Annotated in this window: 14 protein-coding genes; all 14 read left to right on the top strand. The window is 66.5% G+C overall.

What is annotated here, in order from left to right; genetic code table 11:
• Positions 1-52: 52 nt before the first annotated feature.
• A complete protein-coding gene (locus ASC95_RS22800; RefSeq protein ID WP_057299971.1) occupies positions 53-1,192 on the top strand; it encodes a TIGR03088 family PEP-CTERM/XrtA system glycosyltransferase in 1,140 nt (379 codons plus the stop codon).
• Positions 1,193-1,329: 137 nt separating this feature from the next.
• Positions 1,330-3,249, top strand: a complete 1,920-nt coding sequence (locus ASC95_RS22795) for an XrtA/PEP-CTERM system amidotransferase (protein ID WP_057300472.1) — start codon at positions 1,330-1,332, stop codon at positions 3,247-3,249.
• Positions 3,250-3,276: 27 nt separating this feature from the next.
• Positions 3,277-4,593 (top strand): nucleotide sugar dehydrogenase, encoded by a 1,317-nt coding sequence (locus tag ASC95_RS22790; RefSeq protein WP_057299970.1) that lies wholly within the window; start codon positions 3,277-3,279, stop codon positions 4,591-4,593.
• Positions 4,590-5,849 carry a glycosyltransferase family 4 protein gene (locus tag ASC95_RS22785; RefSeq protein ID WP_057299969.1) on the top strand — a complete coding sequence of 420 codons (1,260 nt, stop codon included), beginning with the start codon at positions 4,590-4,592 and terminating at the stop codon, positions 5,847-5,849. Before ASC95_RS22790 ends, ASC95_RS22785 begins: the two co-directional genes overlap by 4 nt.
• On the top strand, positions 5,846-7,051 hold the full coding sequence (locus ASC95_RS22780; protein ID WP_369820632.1) for a glycosyltransferase family 4 protein: 1,206 nt from the start codon (positions 5,846-5,848) through the stop codon (positions 7,049-7,051). Before ASC95_RS22785 ends, ASC95_RS22780 begins: the two co-directional genes overlap by 4 nt.
• Positions 7,044-8,360 carry a putative O-glycosylation ligase, exosortase A system-associated gene (locus ASC95_RS22775; protein ID WP_057299968.1) on the top strand — a complete coding sequence of 439 codons (1,317 nt, stop codon included), beginning with the start codon at positions 7,044-7,046 and terminating at the stop codon, positions 8,358-8,360. The genes ASC95_RS22780 and ASC95_RS22775 overlap by 8 nt, the downstream gene beginning before the upstream one ends.
• Complete coding sequence (locus ASC95_RS22770; protein WP_057299967.1) at positions 8,357-9,316, top strand: polysaccharide deacetylase family protein; 960 nt, start codon at positions 8,357-8,359, stop codon at positions 9,314-9,316. Before ASC95_RS22775 ends, ASC95_RS22770 begins: the two co-directional genes overlap by 4 nt.
• Positions 9,316-10,590 (top strand): glycosyltransferase, encoded by a 1,275-nt coding sequence (locus ASC95_RS22765; RefSeq protein ID WP_057299966.1) that lies wholly within the window; start codon positions 9,316-9,318, stop codon positions 10,588-10,590. Before ASC95_RS22770 ends, ASC95_RS22765 begins: the two co-directional genes overlap by 1 nt.
• On the top strand, positions 10,587-12,059 hold the full coding sequence (locus ASC95_RS22760) for a lipopolysaccharide biosynthesis protein (protein ID WP_057299965.1): 1,473 nt from the start codon (positions 10,587-10,589) through the stop codon (positions 12,057-12,059). Before ASC95_RS22765 ends, ASC95_RS22760 begins: the two co-directional genes overlap by 4 nt.
• Before the next feature lie 37 nt (positions 12,060-12,096).
• Positions 12,097-13,167 carry a Gfo/Idh/MocA family protein gene (locus ASC95_RS22755; protein WP_057299964.1) on the top strand — a complete coding sequence of 357 codons (1,071 nt, stop codon included), beginning with the start codon at positions 12,097-12,099 and terminating at the stop codon, positions 13,165-13,167.
• Between the two features lies 1 nt (position 13,168).
• A complete protein-coding gene (locus ASC95_RS22750; RefSeq protein ID WP_057299963.1) occupies positions 13,169-13,750 on the top strand; it encodes an acyltransferase in 582 nt (193 codons plus the stop codon).
• Positions 13,750-14,847, top strand: coding sequence for a DegT/DnrJ/EryC1/StrS aminotransferase family protein (locus ASC95_RS22745; RefSeq protein ID WP_057299962.1), 1,098 nt, complete (start codon positions 13,750-13,752; stop codon positions 14,845-14,847). Before ASC95_RS22750 ends, ASC95_RS22745 begins: the two co-directional genes overlap by 1 nt.
• Positions 14,848-14,857: 10 nt before the next feature.
• Complete coding sequence (locus ASC95_RS22740) at positions 14,858-16,789, top strand: acyltransferase family protein (protein ID WP_082568027.1); 1,932 nt, start codon at positions 14,858-14,860, stop codon at positions 16,787-16,789.
• A 292-nt stretch (positions 16,790-17,081) separates the two neighbouring features.
• On the top strand, positions 17,082-19,799 hold a 2,718-nt coding region (locus tag ASC95_RS22735; protein WP_157256461.1), incomplete at its 3' end, for a PKD domain-containing protein.

The following is a 19,799-nucleotide window of genomic DNA, read 5'->3' as shown; positions in this document are numbered from 1 at the left end:
GCCCCCCGAGGGGGCGCGTCAGCGCCTACGGGCGGCCGGGCGGCGCTGACCTGTGCAAGCGGACCTGCGACCCCTGGTCGTGCACCTGTTGCACCGCTTCGACACCGGCGGGCTGGAGAACGGCGTCGTCAATGTCATCAACCATCTGCCGGCATTCCGGCATGCGGTGGTGGCGGTGACCGAAATCACCGCCTTCAAGGAGCGCGTGAAGGCGCCTGGCACGCAGTTCATCGCGCTGCACAAGCCGCCGGGGCAGGGCTTTTGGCTCTATCCGCGCGTCTACCGGCTGCTGCGCGAGCTGCGCCCCGCCGTCGTGCATACGCGCAACCTTGGCCCGATGGAGTTCCAGTTGCCGGCCTGGGCCGCCCGCGTGCCGCTGCGGGTGCACAGCGAGCACGGTTGGGACGTCAACGACCTCGGCGGCATCAGCCGCACCAACCAGCGCCTGCGCCGCGTCTACGGTTTTGGCGTGCATCGCTTCGTGGCCTTGTCCAAGGCCATCGAAACCTATCTGACCGGCCCGGTCGGCTTTGCGGCCGGTCGCGTGCAGCGCATCTGCAACGGCGTGGACACCCGGCGGTTCATGCCCGCGGCCGTCCCCCCCGAGGCCTGGCCCTATCGCCGCGGCGAGCATCTCGTCATCGGCGCGGTGGGACGCATGCAGGCCGTGAAGGATCCGCTCAACCTCATCAACGCCTTCCTGCGCCTGCGCGAGATCTGCCCGGCCGACTGGCCGCGCTTGCGTCTGGTGATGCTCGGCGGCGGCCCACTGTTCGAGGCTTCGCGCGCGCGTCTGGCTGAAGCGGGCGCTGCCGACCAGGCCTGGCTGCCGGGTGACCGCAGCGATGTCGCGGCCCTGCTGCCCCATTTCGACATCTTTGCGCTGCCCTCGCAGGCCGAAGGCATCAGCAACACGCTGCTGGAGGCCATGGCCTGTGGCTGCACACCGGTCGCCACCGACGTGGGCGGCAACCCTGAGCTGGTGGCGCACGAGACCAACGGCCTGCTCGTGCCGGCCCAGGACGATGCCGCACTGGCTGCTGCGCTGGCTCGCCTGGTCAACGACCGTGGCTTGCGCGAACGCCTGGCCGCTGCGTCGCTGAGCCGGGCGCGCGAGCAGTTCAGCCTTGATGGCATGGTGGCGGCTTATGGCCGTCTGTATGGCGGCCACATCCCCCGGACAGGGGGATAACCCGTGCCTGACATCACGCCAGGGACAGCGAAGGCCCGGCGTGGTCACCAAGCTCGGTAAGAATCCGCCTTTCCCCGCGCGTTGCCGTTCCGGCAGGCGTGGTCTTACCCAATGATTGGCTGAACCAGGTCCAACCCATGTGCGGCATCACCGGATTGTTCGATACCCGCGGTCAGCGTTTGCCTGAGCGCGCGCGCCTGCACCGGATGAACGAGTCCCAGCATCACCGCGGGCCCGATGAGGGCGACCTGCATATCGAGCCCGGCGTCGGCTTCGGTCACCGGCGCCTGTCGGTTATCGACATCGCGACCGGCCAGCAGCCCATCTTCAACGACGACAAGACGGTGGCCCTGGTCTTCAACGGCGAGGTCTACAACTACCTGGAGTTGATGGACGAGTTGCGCGGCCACGGCTATGTGTTCCGCACCAAGAGCGACTCCGAAGCCATCGTGCGCGCCTGGGAGCATTGGGGCGAGGACTGCGTGCACCACCTGCGCGGCATGTTCGCCTTCATGATCCATGACCGAAAGCGCGACTGCCTCTTCATGGCGCGCGACCGCCTGGGTGTGAAGCCCTTGCACTACGCCATGACCGAGGACGGCTGGCTGCTGTTCGGTTCCGAGCTGAAGAGCCTGATGGCCCATGGCGGCCTGCGCCAGGACATCGACCCGCGCGCTGTCGAGGCTTATTTCGCGCTGGGCTATGTGCCCGACCCCTGGACCATCTATCGCCATGCGCAGAAGCTGGCCCCCGGCCACCGCCTGCTCGTCAAGCGTGGCCAGCCCATCGGCACGCCGCAGCGCTACTGGGACGTCAAGTTCACGCTGGACGCCAAGATCGGTGAGGAGGAGGCCGCCGAGGAGTTGCGCCGCCGCCTGTCCGAGTCGGTCAAGCTGCGCCTGAAGGCCGAGGTGCCCCTGGGTGCCTTCCTGTCCGGCGGTGTCGACTCCAGCGCCGTCGTCGCGGCCATGGCCCAGCTGGATGACCAGCCGGTCAACACCTGCTCCATCGGCTTTGACGATCCCAAGTTCAACGAGACCGAGTTCGCCCAGCAGGTGGCGGACCGCTACCGCACCAACCACCGCGTCGAGGTCGTCAACAGCGACGACTTCGGCCTGGTGGATTTGCTGGCCCACCTCTATGACGAGCCCTATGCGGACTCGTCGGCCATTCCCACCTACCGCGTCTGCGAGCTGGCGCGCAAGCATGTCACCGTCGCGCTCAGCGGCGACGGCGGCGACGAGAGCCTGGGCGGCTACCGCCGCTACAAGATGCACATGATGGAAGAGCGCATGCGCAGCGCCTTCCCGCTGGCGCTGCGCAAAGGCGTGTTCGGCCCGCTAGCCAAGCTCTATCCCAAGGCCGACTGGGCACCGCGCGTCTTCCGTGCCAAGACCACCTTCCAGGCCATCGCGCGCAACTCGGTCGACGCCTACTTCAACACCATGGGCCTGGTGCGAGACCCGCTGCGCCAGGAGTTGTTCAGCGACGCCTTCAAGCGCGACCTGCAGGGCTGGCATGCCAGCGAGGTCTTCCACCATCACGCCCAGCGCGCCAACACCGACGACCCGCTGGCGCTGATCCAGTACCTGGACATCCACACCTATCTGCCCGGCGACATCAACACCAAGGTGGACCGCGCCAGCATGGCGCACAGCCTGGAGGTGCGCGAGCCCCTGATGGACCACCAGCTGGTTGAATGGGTGGCCACATTGCCCTCTGACCTCAAGCTGCGCGGCCAGGAAGGCAAATACCTGTTCAAGAAGGCGTTGGAGCCCATGCTGCCCAACGATGTGCTGTACCGACCCAAGATGGGCTTTGCCGTGCCGCTGGCACGCTGGCTGCGCGGCCCGCTGCGCGAGCAGACCCGCCAGGCCCTGCAGCAGGGCGCGCTGGCGCAGACGGGCTGGTTCAACCCGACCGTCATCGGCCGCCTGCTGGACCAGCATGAGCGCGGCGTGATGGACCACGCGCAGCCGCTGTGGGTGCTGCTGATGTTCGACGCCTTCCTGCGCAATGCAGGCCTGGGCGCAGCGACGGCCCGTGCCGCAGCCTGAAGACATTCCAAGGATCAAAGGGACAACATGAAGGTTTCGGTTTTCGGTCTCGGCTACGTCGGCGCGGTCTCCTGCGCCTGCCTGCCCGAACTCGGCCACGACGTGGTGGGCGTGGACATCAACCCGCTCAAGGTCGAGCTGATCGCCTCCGGGCAATCGCCTGTCGTCGAGGAAGGCATCGAGGAGCTGATCGGCGCGGCCGTGAAGGCCGGCAAGCTGACCGCCACGCGTGACGTCGCCGCGGCCGTGCGCGACACCGAGATCTCGCTGATCTCGGTCGCCACGCCGTCCCTGCCCAACTACATGCCCGACCTGACCGCACTGGACGCCGTCGTCGGCCAGATCGGCGCCGAGATCGCCAAGAAGGACGGCCAACACACGCTGGTCATCCGCAGCACGGTGGCCCCAGGTACCACGCGTGCCCGCATCGCGCCGCTGCTGGAGAAGGCCGCCGGCCGCAAGATCGGCGACCGGCTGTCGCTGGTCTTCAACCCCGAGTTCCTGCGTGAGGGCTCGTCGGTGTCTGACTTCCACAACCCGCCGCAAACCATCGTCGGCAGCCTGGACGAGGCCGGCGTGGAAGTCATGAAGCGCCTGTACACCGGCGTGCCGGGCAACTTCGTCGCGGCCGATGTGGGCGTGGCAGAGTCGGTCAAATACCTGTGCAACGTCTTCCACGCGCTGAAGATCGTCTTCGCCAACGAAGCCGGCGCGGTGCTGAAGGAAACCGGCCTGGACTCGCGCGACGTGCTCGAGCTGTTCTGCCGCGACACCCAGCTCAACATCTCCAAGGCCTATCTGCGGCCCGGCTTTGCCTTTGGCGGCTCCTGCCTGCCCAAGGAGGTCAAGGGCTTCCTGACTATTGCCCGCGAACGCGGCGTCGACATCCCGGTGCTCGGTTCGCTGCTCGACAGCAACGACGCCCACATCGGCCGCGCCTATGAGCTGATCGCCGCCAACGGCCGCAAGCCCGTGGCCCTGTTCGGCCTGGCCTTCAAGCCCGGCACTGACGATCTGCGCGACTCGCCGCTGGTGGTGCTGGCCGAGAAGCTGCTGGGCAAGGGCTTCGATCTGACGATCTACGACAAGTTCGTCAAGATCGCGCGCCTGCTGGGCAAGAACAAGGAATACATCGACCGCGAGATTCCCCACCTCGACAAGCTGCTGCAGGAGACGCCTGACGCCGTCCTCGCGCGCGCCGAGATCGTCGTCGTGGGCCATGCCGACGCCGAAACCCGCCAGCGCATCATTGCGCTGGGCAAGGGCGCGCGCGTCGTCGACCTGAACGGTTATGCCGACTTGCGCGACGCCGGTTTTGCCGAGTACGAAGGCATCTGCTGGTGACGAGCCTGGCCCCGACGCCCGAGGCAACCTTGGCGGACGCGGCAACTCAGCGCCGGCCGCTGAAGGTCGCGTTCGTCTCGCCGGTCTTCCTGTTCCCGGCCGATGCCGGCGGCAAGATCCGCACGGGCAACATCCTGCGCGGTTTGAAGGAGAGCGGCCAGTTTGACGTCACGCTGATGTCACCGGCCGCGGCTGAGCAGCAGCGCGAATGGCAGAGTGAGCTGGATCGCTTGTGCGGGCGCTTCATCGGCTGGCGGCCGAGCGAGCCGCGTCCGCGCTGGCAACGAGCACCCGACCTGCTGTCCTCACTGCCGATCAACGTGGTCAACGACCGCACGCCGGCCGCGGTTGCCGCGGTCGAGAAGGCCTTGGCCGCCGAGGAGTTCGACGTTGTCGTCTTCGACTTCGTCCACGCCGCCGTGCTGCGACCGGAGAATCTGAAGGGTGCGACGGTCTGCTTTACGCACAACGTCGAGGCCGAGATCTTCGAGCGCCACGCCAAGACGGCCGCAAGCGCGCCGCTGCGCTGGCTGTGGGCCTCACAGGCGGCCAAGATGCGCCGCTTCGAGCGCGAGGCACTGGCCCGCTTCACGCGCGTTGTCGCCGTTTCCGAGCGCGACGCCAAGATGTTCGAGAAGAACGACGGGCTCAAGACCGCCCGCGCCATCCCGACCGGCGTGGACCTGGACTTCTTCTCCTGGCAGGCGCCGGCCGACGGCAGCCCAACTGTTGTCTTCACCGGTTCGATGGACTGGGAAGCCAATGTCGACGGCATCCGCTTCTACATCGAAGAGGTGTGGCCGCGTGTGCGTGCCCAAGTACCGAACGCACAGCTGCGCGTCGTCGGCAAGAATCCGCCAACGTCGCTGGTGCAGCGCAATGTTCCCGGCGTCAGCTTCACGGGTTTCGTCGACGACGTGCGCGACCATGCGCGTGACGCCCAGGCCTTCGTCATCCCACTGCGTGTGGGCGGCGGCACCCGCATCAAGGCCTTCGAGGCCATGGCCATGGGCCTTCCGGTCGTCTCCACCAGCATTGGCATCGAGGGACTGGACGTCGAGGACGGAATCCACTTCCTGCGCGCCGATGGCGCGCAGGCGCTGGCCGACGCGACGCTCAGGCTGATCGCCGACGGCGCCCTGCGCCTGAAGCTGTCGCAGTCAGCACGCCAACTGGTCGAAGCCAAGTTCGGCCACCGCGTCGCAGCAGATGTGTTCGGGCACATCCTGAGCGAAGCTGTGGAGGCGACTCAGTGAAGAAGCTGAAGGTTCTGACCTTCTCGACGCTGTTCCCGAGCAGCGTGCGGCCCAGCCATGGCATCTTCGTGGAGACGCGCCTGCGCGAGCTGATGAAGAGCGGTCAGGTTGAATCTCGCGTCGTGGCCCCCGTGCCCTGGTTCCCGTCCACGAACCCGCGCTGGGGCGACTACGCCAAGTTCGCCGCCACGCCTGCGCGCGAGCAGCGCAACGGCCTGGACGTGCTGCATCCGCGCTATCTGTTGCTGCCCAAGGTGGGCATGACGTCGGCGCCGCTGACGCTGGCTTTGGGCGCGCGCCGCGCGGTGCAGAAACTCATCGACGAGGGCTTTGATTTCGACCTCATCGACGCGCACTACTATTACCCCGATGGCGTCGCCGCCGCGCTGTTGGCCAAGTGGTTCAACAGGCCGCTGACGATCACCGCGCGCGGCACGGACCTGAACCTGATCCCGCAGTACCCGCTGCCCAGGCGCATGATCGAGTGGGCCGCCGAGCGCGCGGCCGGTTCCATCGGCGTCTGCGCCGCCCTGATGGACGTGCTGCGCGGCTGGGGGCATGACCCCGCCAAGCTGAACACCTTGCGCAATGGCGTCGACCTGCAACGCTTTCGCCCGCTGCCACAAGCCGACATGCGCGCGGAACTCGGCGTCTCGGGGGAGCCGTTGCTGCTGTCCGTGGGGCACCTGATCGAACGCAAGGGCCACCACGTCGCCATCGAGGCGCTGGCGGAACTGGCGAAACAACGGCCCGGAGCCGGCCTCGTCGTCATCGGCGAGGGCGGGGAGAGGGCGGCGCTGACGGCGCTCGCCGCTCGCCTGGGCGTGGCCGACAAGGTGCGCCTGACCGGCGCCCTGCCCAACACCGAACTGCTGAAGTGGTACAGCGCCGCCGACGTGCTGCTGCTGTGCTCCAGCCGCGAGGGCTGGGCCAATGTGCTGCTGGAATCCATGGCCTGTGGCACGCCGGTCGTGGCCACCGACATCTGGGGCACGCCTGAGGTTGTCGCTGCGCCCGAGGCGGGCAGGTTGGTGAGCGAGCGCACGGGCACAGCGTTCGCCGCGGCCATCCAGGCTTTGCTGGCCAGCGGCATTGACCGCGCAGCCACGCGCCGCTACGCCGAAAGCTTCAGCTGGCAGGCCACCACGGACGGTCAGATCGCCTTGTTCAAGTCCATCACCGGAGTGGCTGCGCATGCGTGATCTGACATTGCTGGTGATCCTGGGCTGGATCTTCTTGCAGGCGTTCAGGCGGCCCTGGATCGGCATCCTCGGCTGGACGTGGCTAAGCATCATGAACCCCCACCAACTGTCGTGGGCGCTGAAGACGATGCCGTTTGCTGCCGCCATCGGCGGAGCAACCTTGATCGGACTGTTCGTGACCAAGGACAGGCGCGACTACTCGCTGAATCGCGAGAACGTCACGCTGATGATCTTCATGCTCTGGATGTGCATCACCTTGCCGTTCTCGATGCTCTTTGACCAGAGCTTCGAGTTGTGGAGCCGGGTCATGAAGATCGACTTGATGATCCTGGTCACCATGGTGCTGCTACACAGCAAGCGCCACATGATGCTGCTGACCTGGGTGCTGGTCGTCTCCATCGGTTTCTTCGGTGTCAAGGGCGGCGCCTTCACGGTCCTGACCGGCGGCAGCTACAAGGTCTGGGGGCCGGAGAACACCTATATCGAGGGCAACAACGAGATCGCGCTGGCCATCGTCATCGTCATCCCGCTGATGCGCTTCCTGCAGATGCAGATGCAGGCCAAGTGGGCCAAGACGACGATGACCATCTGCATGGTGCTGATGGCGATGGCCGCGCTTGGCAGCCATTCACGCGGGGCGCTGCTGGCTATCGGGGCGATGGCGCTGGTGCTGTGGTGGCGTGGCAAGAACAAGATGGTGGGTGCGGTGACGATGGTTGTCGTTGCGGTGGCCCTGCTGTCGCTGATGCCCGCCGAATGGTGGGAACGCATGAACACCATCAAGACCTACCAGCAGGACGAGTCGGCCATGGGCCGCATCAACGCCTGGGGCATGGCATGGAATCTGGCGAAGTCCAATTTCTTCGGTGGTGGCTTCATGATCTGGACGGGCGTCATCTTCGCCGTCTACGGTCCCGATCCCATGGATGTGCATGCGGCCCACAGCATCTATTTCATGGTGCTGGGCGAACAGGGCTTCGTTGGGCTGTTCATCTTCCTGACACTGTTCACCATGGGCTGGTTCACGGCCGGGTCGTTGCGAACCAAGGCGCGCGGCAAGCCTGAGACGCAATGGCTGTCAGACCTCGGCGGCATGTTGCAGGTGAGCCTGGCCGGCTATGCCGTCGGCGGCGCCTTCCTGAGCCTGAGCTACTGGGATTTGCCGTACAACGTGCTGGTCCTGGCCGTCGTCGGCCAGCGCTGGCTGCAGCGCAAGGAATGGCTGCGGGAGAAGGAGGAACCGGTCATCTACTGGCCCGAGTTCCTGAAAAAGCGCTTCCAGAAAAAGAAGAGCATCCCACTGCTATGAAGCCCATGTTCAGCCTGCTGTCCCCGGCCGGCGCGCGCGCGCGCCTGACCGTGTTGATCTTCCACCGTGTGTTGCGTGAGCCTGATGCACTGTTCCCCGACGAGGTCGACGCGGCCCGCTTCGATGAATTGCTGGGCTGGGCCAAGTCCTGGTTCAACGTGCTGCCGCTGGACACGGCGATCCGGCAGCTTCACGATGGCAGCCTGCCGGCACGGGCTGCCGCGCTGAGCTTTGACGACGGCTATGCCGACAACCATGACGTCGCCCTGCCGCTGCTGCAAAAGCACGGCCTGCCGTGCAGCTTCTTTGTCGCCACCGGCTTCCTGAATGGCGGCCGCATGTGGAACGACACGCTGATTGAATCGGTGCGGCTCACGGCCGATTCCATGCTGGACCTGCGGGGTCTGCAGGACGGCCGCGGCGAGGACCTGGGCCGGCATGCGCTGCGCGATACCGCTGGCCGCCGCGCGGCCCTGGGCCAGCTCATCGAGCGCGTCAAATACCTGCCGCCCGAGCCGCGGCTCGCCTGCGTCAATGCCATCGCCGCCCGAGCCGAAGTCAGCCCGCCCGACGACCTGATGATGAGCAGCGAGCAGGTGCGAGGTTTGCGCCGTGCCGGCATGCAGATCGGCGCGCACACCGTCAGCCACCCCATCCTGTCCTCTCTCAACCCCACGCAGGCCGCCGATGAAATCGGTCGCAGCCGCGATGCGCTGCAGCAGCTGCTGGGTGAGAAGGTCGGCCTGTTCGCCTATCCCAACGGCAAGCCGGGCACCGACTACCTGCCCGAGGTGCATCCTGCCATCGTGCGCGAGCTCGGTTTCGATGCGGCCGTCTCGACGCGTTGGGCAGCGGCGCGGCGCAGTGACGACGTGTTCCAGATCCCGCGCTTCACACCCTGGGATCGTGATCGGCTGAAGTTCGGCCTGCGGCTGGCGCGCAACCTGTTCAGCTGATGCGCCGCGTCCTCTTCATCGCCTACCTGTTCCCGCCGATCACCAACTCCGGCACGCGGCGCAGCCTCGCGTTCGCCAACCATCTGCCGGACCTGGGCTGGGAGCCGCTGGTGCTGAGCCTGGAGCCCGACGCGCGCTCGCACGTCGATGCGGAACTGCTTGCCGAGGTCAGGCCCGGCACGCGGGTCGAGCGCGTGCCACTGCAGAGTCGCCTGCTGGCCCGCCGCTGGGCGGGCTGGCTGCCCGGGCGCCTGGGTGAGCGCGCCGTCGCGGCGCTGGCCTGGCGGCTGCGGGCGCGGTCCGAAGTGCCCGACCAGGCCGCGGGCTGGCTCAAGCCGGCCGTCGAGCGGGCCCTGTCCCTGCACAAGAGCCTGGGTTTTGATGCCATCTACGCCAGCGGCTGGCCCTGGACTGCTTTCCTGATCGCTCGCGAGGTGTCGCGCCGCACCGGCAAGCCCTATGTGCTTGACTATCGCGACCAGTGGACGCCCAGTGGCGACATGGCCTGGGAGCACGTCACGGCCGAGCAGGCCCGCGAGAACCCGGCGCTGGAGCGGCTGGCCGCGCGCGACGCGGCGGCCGTCGTCACCGTGACCCATGCGCTGGTGGACAGCATCGGCCGCGACTGCGGCCGCGGCGACCTGCATCTGATCACCAACGGCTTTGAGCCGGCCGACTTCGCCGGCGAGGCCGCGCCGCTCGACGATGGCCTGCTGCGCATCGCCTACACCGGCGTCTGGCGGCCCGGCTACGGTCTGCAGGACCTGTACGCGGCCATCGCGCTGCTGCAGGCCCAAGGCTGCCCCGAGCTCTCGCGGCTGCGAGTGCAGGCTGCTGGTTTCAAGCCTGGCCCGGCGGCCGAGGCCGGGGTCACGGCCTGGGTGACTGAGCTTGGCCCCGTGCCACACCGCCAGGCCGTCACGCTGATGAAGCAGGCCGACCTGCTCTATCTGCCGGTGCCGACGGGCTATTACGCAACCGCTTCACTGCCCGGCAAGCTGTTCGAGTACCTGGGCTGCGGACGCCCTATCCTGGCGGTCGTGCCTGAGGCCAGTGAGGTGGCCCAGGTGCTCAACGGCACCGGTGGCGGCGTGCGCGTCGAACCGGGTGACGTGCCGGGCCTGGCCCGGACGCTGCAAGGCTGGCTGCGTGGCGAGGCTGGCGTGGAGGCGCCGCGTGGTATCGAGCGCTACAGCCGCGCGGCGACGGCTCGGCGTCTGGCTAGCGTGCTGGACGCGGCCGCCGATGGCCGGCGCCTGGAGCCGCTGCGATGAGCGGCGTGCGCCGTGCGCTGCTGTTCTCCTTCGCGGAGCGGTATGCGCTGATCGTCATCAACCTGGCGAGCAACCTGATCATTGCCCGGCTGCTGACGCCGGACCAGATTGGCGTCTACTCGGTGACGCTGGCCGTCATGAGCATCGCCCAGGTCCTGCGTGACTTCGGTGTCGCCAGCTACCTGATCCAGGAGAAAGACCTCACCGACGATCACATCCGCACGGCGCTGGGGGTCACGCTGATCATCGGCATCGGTCTTGGCTTCGTCGTCTTTGCCGTGGCGCCCTGGGTGGCCGACTTCTACCGCGAGCCGCGCATGCGCGACCTGCTGTGGCTGGCTTCGCTGAACTTCCTGTTGCTGCCGTTCTCGACGATCTCGCTGGCGCTGCTGCGCCGCCGCCTCGCCTTCAAGGCCCTGGCCGTCGCGAACCTGGCCGCGACGCTGGCCGGTGCCATCACGAGTGTCAGCCTGTCCTGGGCCGGCTGGGGCCCCATTGGCCTCGTCGCCGGCACGCTGGTCGTCAGCGCGACCACGGGCTTTGCCGCGTGGTGGGCGCAGGGCGAGCGGCGCTTGCTGCGGCCCGGCTTGTCGCAATGGCGCAGCCTGTTCAAGTTCGGCGCCCAGAGCTCGGTCGTGGGCGTCGTCACGTCGGTGTCCATGGATATCAACGACCTGGCCGTGGGCAAGCTGATGGGCTTCACTCCCGTCGCGCTGCTGAGCCGTGCGCAGGGCTTGATGAACCTGTTCCATCGCGACCTGATGGGCGCCGTGCGCAACGTGGCTTATCCCGCTTTCGCCAAGGCCGTGCGCGAGCAGCAGGCCATGGAGCCGCTCTACATCGCCAGCGTCACCTATGTCTGCGTGGTGGCCTGGCCTTTCTACGGCTTCGTCGCACTCTACGGGTTGGAGACCCTGCGGCTGCTGTTCGGCCCGCAGTGGGATGCGGCTGCGCCGCTGGTGCCCATCTTCTGCCTGGCCGGCGCGCTGGCCGCGGCGATCAGCCTGATCGGCAATCTGATGGTGGCCATGGGGCAAATGGACCTGCTGACCCGCATGGAGGTGATCTTCCAGCCGGCGCGCGCGGCCCTCATCGTCGCGGCGGCAGCGTATTGGCGGGAGCCCTGGGCCTGCGCCGCCGGGCTGGCGCTGGCCATGCTGTTGCAGCTGCCGCTGGTGTATATCGTGAAGGGCAAGTTCCTGCCCAACGACTGGCAGGCGCTGCGTGGCCAGCTCGTGCGCAGCATGGCCGTGGCGCTGATCGCGCTTGCGCCGCCCGCGCTGCTGCTTTGGCTGCATCCCCGCGAGCCAGGGCAAACCATGCCTATTCCCTGGTTCGTGCTGGCCATCCTGAGCTGCTGCGTCGCGTGGCTGCTGGCGCTGGCCTGGTGCCGCCACCCTTTGGCCGCCGATCCGGCCTTTGCAAGACTGACGCGGCTCTGGCGGCGAGCTGCCGACAATGCTGCCTAGATCCACAAGACCGACCGACTCCTCACAGGTGAACCCCATGCAACAGTCCCGCCCCCCCGTCATCGGCCGCCTGGCCCGTTTCGCGCTGATCGGCTGCGGCCGCATTGCCCAGAACCATATGGAGGCGATCAAGAAGCACGCCGAGCGCGCCGAGCTCGTGGCGGTGTGCGACACCGATGCCACGGCCTTGGCGGCCGCTGTTGCCAAGACGGGCGCCCGCGGCTTTGCCTCGCTGACCGAGCTGTTGGCGGCCAAGGCCGAACTCGGCATCGACTGCGTCGTGCTCACGACGCCCAGCGGCCTGCATCCCCGCCAGGCCATCGAGGTGGCCCGTGCCGGCATCGACGTGATGACGGAAAAGCCCATGGCGACGCGCTGGCAGGACGGCCTGGCCATGGTCAAGGCCTGCGACGACGCCGGCGTGCGCCTGTTTGTCGTCAAGCAGAACCGCCGCAACCCCACGCTGCAACTGCTCAAGCGCGCGATGAGCGAGGGCCGCTTCGGGCGCCTCTACAACGTCGCCGTCAACGTCTTCTGGACCCGCCCCCAGGCCTACTACGACAGCGCCGAATGGCGCGGCACCTGGGAGTTCGACGGCGGCGCCTTCATGAACCAGGCCAGCCACTACATCGACCTGCTCGACTGGATCTGCGGCCCGGTCGAAAGCGTCATGGCCTACACCGGCACGCTGGCCCGCAACATCGAGGTCGAGGACAGCGGCGCGGCGGCACTGAAGTGGCGCAGTGGCGCCATGGGCACCGTCAACGTCAGCATGCTGACCTATCCCAAGAACCTCGAAGGCTCCATCACCCTGCTGGGCGAGAAGGGCTCGGTTCGCGTCGGCGGCCTGGCCGTCAACGAGATCCAGCACTGGGAGTTCGACGCGCCCCACGAGATGGACGCATTGATCGAGGACGCCAGCTACCAGACCACCTCCGTCTACGGCTTCGGTCACCCGCTGTACTACGACAACGTCATCCAGACGCTGCGCGGCGAGGCCCAACCCGAGACCGACGGTCGCGAAGGCCTCAAGTCGCTGGAATTGCTGATCGCGCTTTACATGAGCTCCCGCGATGGCAAGCGCATCAACCTGCCTCTGGCCTACTGAAATGGCCACCACCATCCACCCAAGCGCCATCGTCGACGATGGCGCCCAGCTCGGCGCTGATTGCCGCGTCTGGCACTTCGTGCATATCAGCGCCGGTGCGCGCATCGGTGCGAAATGCTCCTTCGGCCAGAACGTCTACGTCGGCAACGACGTGGCCATCGGCGACAACGTCAAGATCCAGAACAACGTCTCCGTCTACGACGCCGTGACGCTGGAGGACGACGTCTTCTGCGGCCCGAGCATGGTCTTCACCAATGTCTACAACCCGCGCTCGGCCGTCACACGCAAGGACGAATACCGTCGCACCCTCGTGAAGCAGGGCGCGACGCTGGGCGCCAACAGCACGATCGTCTGCGGTACCACCATCGGCCGGTTTGCCTTCATCGGCGCCGGCGCCGTCATCAATCGCGACGTGCCTGATTTCGCGTTGATGGTGGGTGTGCCCGCCAAGCAGATCGGCTGGATGAGCCGCTTCGGCGAGCGCCTGGAATTGCCCGTCGCGAGCGAACAGCCCGTCGACGCCACCTGCCCCCACACCGGCGACCGCTACCGCTTGAGCGGCAACCGCCTGGAGATCATCTGATGGACTTCATCGACCTCAAGAGCCAGTACGCGGCCCTGCGCGACAACATCAACGCCCGTATCCAGAAGGTGCTGGACCACGGCCAGTACATCCTAGGCCCCGAGGTCAAGGAGATGGAGGCGGCGCTGACCGCCTACACGGGCTCCAAGCACTGCATCAGCGTCGCCAGCGGCACCGAGGCGCTGCTGATCTGCCTGATGGCCCTGGACCTGCAGCCCGGCGACGAAGTCATCACCAGCCCCTTCACCTTCGCGGCGACGGCCGAGATGATCGTGCTGGCGAGCGGTGTGCCGGTCTTCGTCGACATCGAGCCCGGCACGGCCAATATCGACGCCAAGCTCATTGAAGCCGCCATCACCGCCAAGACCAAGGCCATCATGCCGGTCAGCCTGTACGGCCAGGTGGCCGACATGGACGCGATCAACGCCATCGCCGGCAGGCACGGCCTGGCCGTCATCGAGGACGCCGCGCAGAGCTTCGGCGCGTCGTACAAGGGCAGCAAGAGCTGCAACACCTCCACCTTCGGCTGCACCAGCTTCTTCCCCAGCAAGCCGCTGGGCTGCTATGGCGACGGTGGCGCCATCTTCACCAACGACGACGCGCTGGCTCAGGCCTGCCGAGAGATCCGCATCCATGGCCAGAGCCAGCGCTATCTGCATACCCGCGTCGGCGTGGGCGGCCGCATGGACACGCTGCAATGCGCAGTCGTCTTGGGCAAGCTGGATCGCTTCGAATGGGAGGTCCGCCGCCGGCTCGAACTCGGTGACGCCTACCGTGCCAAGCTGCAGGCGGCTGTTCCCGCCCTGCAGCTGCTGGAAGTCCGGCCCGACCGCGACTGCGTCTGGGCGCAATACACCGTCTTCGTTGACGACCGCGACGCCGTGCAAGCCAAGCTCAAGGCCGCCGGGGTTCCAACCGCCGTGCATTACCCGCGCCCGCTGCATCACCAACCGGCCTATGCCAAATATGGCCAGCCGGACGCCTGCCCGCACAGCATCGCCGCGGCGGCTCGCGTCATGAGCCTGCCCATGAGCGCGGACCTCACCGAGGAGCAGCAAGACCAGGTCGTGGCGGCCCTGGCCGCGGCGCTGGCCTGATTCCCGGCGGATGAAATTTCGGCCCGACATAGAGGGACTCCGGGCCCTCGCCATCGTGCCGGTGGTGGTCTTCCACGCCTGGCCCGCGGCCATGCCCGGCGGCTTTGTCGGCGTGGACATCTTCTTCGTGATCTCGGGCTATCTGATCACGACGCTGCTGCTGCAGCGCCTGGCCGCGGGCAGCTACAGCATCGCCTCCTTCTATGCGGCACGCATACGCCGCATCTTCCCGGCGCTGTTCGCGATGCTGGCCCTCGTGGCACCGGCTTGCTGGCTGTTGCTGGAGCCGGCGGCCCTGCATGAGTTCGCGCGCCTGCTGGGCGCGACGGGCCTGTTTGCCTCCAACATCGAGCTCTATCGCACCACCGGCTACTTTGAAGGCGCGGCCGAACTCAAACCGCTGCTGCACACCTGGTCGCTGGCCGTCGAGGAGCAGTACTACATCGTCTTTCCGCCGCTGCTGGCGCTGTTGTGGCGCTTCGCGCGGCGGCGCATCGGCATCGCGCTGGTGGCTGTGGGCCTGGCTTCGCTAGCCTGGTGCCTGAAGCTGATGCCCTATGACGCCGAATGGGCCTTCTTCGCCGCGCCGGCACGCACCTTCGAGCTGATGATCGGTTCGGTCCTGGCTTGGTGGATGGGCCGCGACGAGGCGTCTTCGCCGCGCCCGGCCTGGGTGGACCAGGCCGTGGGGGGCCTGGCCCTGGCCGCCCTGGTGGGCTCGCTGCTGCTGATGCGCGCCGACCATGCCTTCCCGGGGCCGGCGGCCCTCTGGCCCTGCCTGGCGACGGCGGCGCTGATCTGGGTGGGCAGCACGCGGCGGGCGCTGGCGACGCGCTGGCTGTCGATGGCGCCGCTGCGCTGGATAGGCGCGCATTCCTTTTCCCTCTATCTGTGGCACTGGCCGGTACTGGTGCTGACGCGTCATCTGGTGCTGGACCAGCCCACGCCCGTGCAGGCGACGCTGGCCGTCGCACTGTCCGTGGCCCTGGCCTGGGCCTCGCTGCGCTGGGTGGAGGCGCCGGTGCGGCAGTCGAAAGTCGCCCAGCCCGTGATGCTGGTGGCAGGGGCCTCGACCATCGTCGCCAGTCTGGCTGCCGCCTGGGCGCTGACGGCGGCTTCGGATCACCGCGCGGCGCAGGCTGGCCGGGACGCTGTGCTGCGGGCCGGCGCGTCCGACTTCAGTGCCGATCGCAAGCGCTGCCATTCCAGCGGCAACCGCTGGCTGGACTACGACGCCCGCTGCCTGTTCGGCCCCGAGACGGCGGCCAGGACCCTGGCCGTCTGGGGTGACAGCCATGGCGTCGAACTTGCCCGCGCCCTGGGCGACCAGGCCTCGGGCCGCCGCGTTGCGCAGCTGACCGGCTCCAGTTGCCCGCCAGCCCTGGACTACACCCCGCCGGGGCGGCCGCGCTGCGCTGAGGTCAACCGTGGCATCGTCGAACGCCTGGGCCGGGACGCGAGTGTCGACACCGTGCTGCTGGTCGCGCGCCATGAGTTCTATCTGAACGCCTCCGGCGCTCGGGCCTTCGAGGCCGGCATGGCCGAGAGCGTGCAGCGGCTGCACAAGGCCGGCAAGCGCGTGCTGCTGCTGGACCCGGTGCCGACCTATCACTATCCCGTTCCGGCTGCGCTGGCCTTGCGCTGGCGCCGCGGCGAAGACCTGGCGGCCCAGGGGCAGACCCGGGCGCAGTACGAGTCACGGCAGGATGCTTCGCTGGCCCTGGTGCAGAAGCTGGCGGCCGGCGGCCAGGCGCAGCGCGTGGCCGTGGGCGAGGTGCTGTGCCGCGAGCCGCGTTGTGCCGTCGTGGACGGCGACCACAGCCTCTACTTCGACGACAACCACCTCAGCATGACTGGCGCAGCAAGAGTCGCCCCCGCCGTGCTGCAGTTGCTAGAGGTCAAGACGACCGCAACTGCGGCTGGGCCTGTTCCTTTCCGATGATTGTGCAGGCCAAGTCAGGCGGCGAGTGAGCGGACGGCGATGCATGAGCCTGACCGCGAGGGCCGAGCTCACCGGGCACTGGGACCGGCTGCTGTCGCGAACAGGTCTTAGACGCAACGCGAGTTCACGGGGTTTCAAGTTGCGAAATGTAGATGTAGCGTCCATGGTTGGCGGGTCATTTCATGGCAAGGCCGGTTTCATGCCCCCGCGCACAACAAGAAGGGGCGCACGTGAAGCTTCGCTTCATGGTGAGCCGCCGACGGTTTTCTTTACATATTTTGGTTGAGGCTCCATGCGTGTCCTTTTTCACCGGCTGCTCGCGGTCTTGCTCGGTGCTTGCATCAGTTCCGCGGAACTTGCGGCGAACGACGCGCACGCCGCGGAATTCATTGCCACGTGGCGTCCGATCTCCACGACCAACGCGCCCGGATGGCGTGAGTGGAGCGCCATGACGTGGGTGGACTCGCTCAATCGGGCGGTTTTGTGGGGAGGGGCCGGCGGCGGAGCCTATCTCAACGATATCTGGGCTTTTGATCCTGTTGCCAAGTCATGGACGGTACTTGACCCCAATGACAGCTGCGCAGGCATGACTTCGTTCAACCGGCCCAATGGCTCGGACGAAAGCGGCGTGGTATTTGATCCCATCAATAACTATTTCTGGCTTTGGAATGGTGGGAGTGGCTACCGATGTGCCAGTCAGCAGAGTTTTACGCGCTCAGCTGGTGCGGGGACGTCGGGTACGACATTGGTGGATCCGACGCTGCCGGTCACGACGAACAACTTCTACAAGGATTGGCTGGTGCAGAAGGGCGGCAGCGCGACTGCCCAGGTGCTGTCCTATGACGCGGCAAGCAAGACGCTGACCTTGGACCGCGATATCGACATCAGCGCCGGTGCGGCCTATTCCATCTATGCGGACTTCGGAAGCGGTGCCTGGGCCTATTCCCTGGGTACGGGGCAATACATCAGGCTGATGGAACGGCGCTGGGGGTATACCGGATTGGCGCCCACAGAGCGCCATAGCCCGGGGTTTGCCGGCGATGGCGTCAATGCCTATTTGTTTGGCGGTGCCAGCAACGATAACGCATTGTATAAACTGAATTTTTCGGCCCGGGAATTCACGCTGGCGATTCCCGCCGGCCAAGAGGCCTCGCCCGAGCCGCGCGGCCAGATCGAGAACCAGTTTGTCTACGATTCCTTCAGCCGCCAGTTCGTCCTGTTTGGAGGCCAGTGCTTTGATCGACAGTCCGTGCGGTGCCCCAATAACGGCTATCTCAACGACACGTGGCTGTACGACCCCGCAACCAACAATTGGCGAGAAGTAGCCGGCGCGGAGGGGCCAAGCGAACGGCTCCAAGCCCAGATGTATTTCGACTCGAAGAATGGAGTCGTCGTCTTGTTCGGTGGCGTTTCGCCTTCCGGTGCGGCATTGGACGATCTTTGGACTTTCGACACGAGAACCCTCTTGTGGACTCAAGTGCACGTGCCGGCAACCAACCCGGGCAACGTGGCTCTGGCACTGACGACGTTTGCACCAAGCACAGGCTGTGGTTACTCGGTGTACGGCCGGTCGAGGGGCTCGGCGCTGTTCGACATCTGGGAGCTGTGTCTTCAGCCGAACACGCCGCCGGTGCCAGTCATTTCCCTGCCCTCGGCCAATTTGCAGGCCGGCATTTTCACGACCTTTTCCGGTGCTGCGAGCACGGATGCTGAAGCCAATATTGCAAGTTATAGCTGGGACTTCGGCGACGGCACGACCGCGGTTGGAGTTTCAGCGAAGAAGGTCTACGCAAATGCTGGAACCTACACAGTCCAGTTGACGGTGACCGACGCGGTGGGGGCGACAGCCACTGCTACGCAGCAAGTTGTGGTGTCACAAGGGGCCTATACGCCGCCAAGCGCGAATTTTGAAGTGCAGCCAGGTGTCGGAGTCGCAGGTGCAGTTGCACAGTTTTCTGCCGCGTTGAGCAGCAGCGCCCCTGGCGCTTCCATTGTTTCTTATGTTTGGGATTTCGGCGATGGCACGACCGGAGCCGGAATCAGCGCTGCCAAGACCTACCAATACCTTGGTACGTATCAAATCACCTTGACGGTGGTGGACAATCATGGATTGAGTTCCGTGAAGACCGCGTTGTTTTCGGTTGGAGCGCCTGCCGGTGTTGCCACGAATGTCGCATTGGCTGCCAATGGCGGTATTGCATCGGCCTCCAGTGTGTATGACACCCGTTACCCGGCCAAAGCTATCAATGACGGTGACAGAAAGGGTCAGAACTGGAGCAACGGCGGGGGGTGGAATGATGCCACCTGGAATGTCTATCCGGATTGGGTGCAGATTGATTTCCATGGCGCCCAGACTATCGGTGAAATTGATGTATTCACGTTGCAAGATAATTGGGAAGCGCCGTCGACACCGACGCTGGCGATGACATTCGGAACTTATGGGATCACGCAATACGACGTCCAATATTGGGATGGCGGCGGATGGGTGACCGTGGAAGGCGGCGATGTCACGGGTAATGACAGGGTATGGCGCAAATTTGTATTCGCGCCGGTCAGCACGACCCGTATTCGAGTCCTGGTAAGCGGTGCGACGAACAGGTTCTCGCGCATCGTCGAAGTGGAGGCCTGGACGCCGGGAAGCGCGGCCAACCAGGCGCCGGTGGCCAACATCAGCGGCCCGACGAGTGGGCAGGTGGGCGCGAGCCTGAGCTTCTCCGGCGCGGGGAGCACGGATGCGGAGGGTCCCATCGCCAGCTACGCGTGGACCTTCGGCGATGGCACGAGCGCCAGCGGCGTGTCGGCCACCAAGAGCTACAGCGCGGCRGGCAGCTACACRGTGACGTTGACGGTGACCGACKCGGGAGGCCTGAGCAACAGCAAGACGCAGACGGTGGTGATCACGGCGGCGGCCAACCAGGCGCCGGTGGCCAACATCAGCGGCCCGACGAGTGGACAGGTGGGCGCGAGCCTGAGCTTCTCCGGTGCCGGGAGCACCGATGCGGAAGGCCCG

The organism is Pelomonas sp. Root1217, assembly GCF_001425705.1.
Taxonomy (GTDB): Bacteria; Pseudomonadota; Gammaproteobacteria; order Burkholderiales; family Burkholderiaceae_C; genus Pelomonas.
The sequence above is the reverse complement of the archived record's forward strand: the minus strand, read 5'-3'. Positions and strand labels throughout refer to the sequence as shown.

Coding starts and splice junctions, on each gene's coding strand:
- ASC95_RS22765 (WP_057299966.1), top strand. CDS start 9,316: ATGCGCCGCGTCCTCTTCATCGCCTACCTGTTCCCGCCGATCACCAAC.
- ASC95_RS22750 (WP_057299963.1), top strand. CDS start 13,169: ATGGCCACCACCATCCACCCAAGCGCCATCGTCGACGATGGCGCCCAG.
- ASC95_RS22760 (WP_057299965.1), top strand. CDS start 10,587: ATGAGCGGCGTGCGCCGTGCGCTGCTGTTCTCCTTCGCGGAGCGGTAT.
- ASC95_RS22775 (WP_057299968.1), top strand. CDS start 7,044: ATGCGTGATCTGACATTGCTGGTGATCCTGGGCTGGATCTTCTTGCAG.
- ASC95_RS22755 (WP_057299964.1), top strand. CDS start 12,097: ATGCAACAGTCCCGCCCCCCCGTCATCGGCCGCCTGGCCCGTTTCGCG.
- ASC95_RS22770 (WP_057299967.1), top strand. CDS start 8,357: ATGAAGCCCATGTTCAGCCTGCTGTCCCCGGCCGGCGCGCGCGCGCGC.
- ASC95_RS22745 (WP_057299962.1), top strand. CDS start 13,750: ATGGACTTCATCGACCTCAAGAGCCAGTACGCGGCCCTGCGCGACAAC.
- ASC95_RS22790 (WP_057299970.1), top strand. CDS start 3,277: ATGAAGGTTTCGGTTTTCGGTCTCGGCTACGTCGGCGCGGTCTCCTGC.
- ASC95_RS22795 (WP_057300472.1), top strand. CDS start 1,330: ATGTGCGGCATCACCGGATTGTTCGATACCCGCGGTCAGCGTTTGCCT.
- ASC95_RS22740 (WP_082568027.1), top strand. CDS start 14,858: ATGAAATTTCGGCCCGACATAGAGGGACTCCGGGCCCTCGCCATCGTG.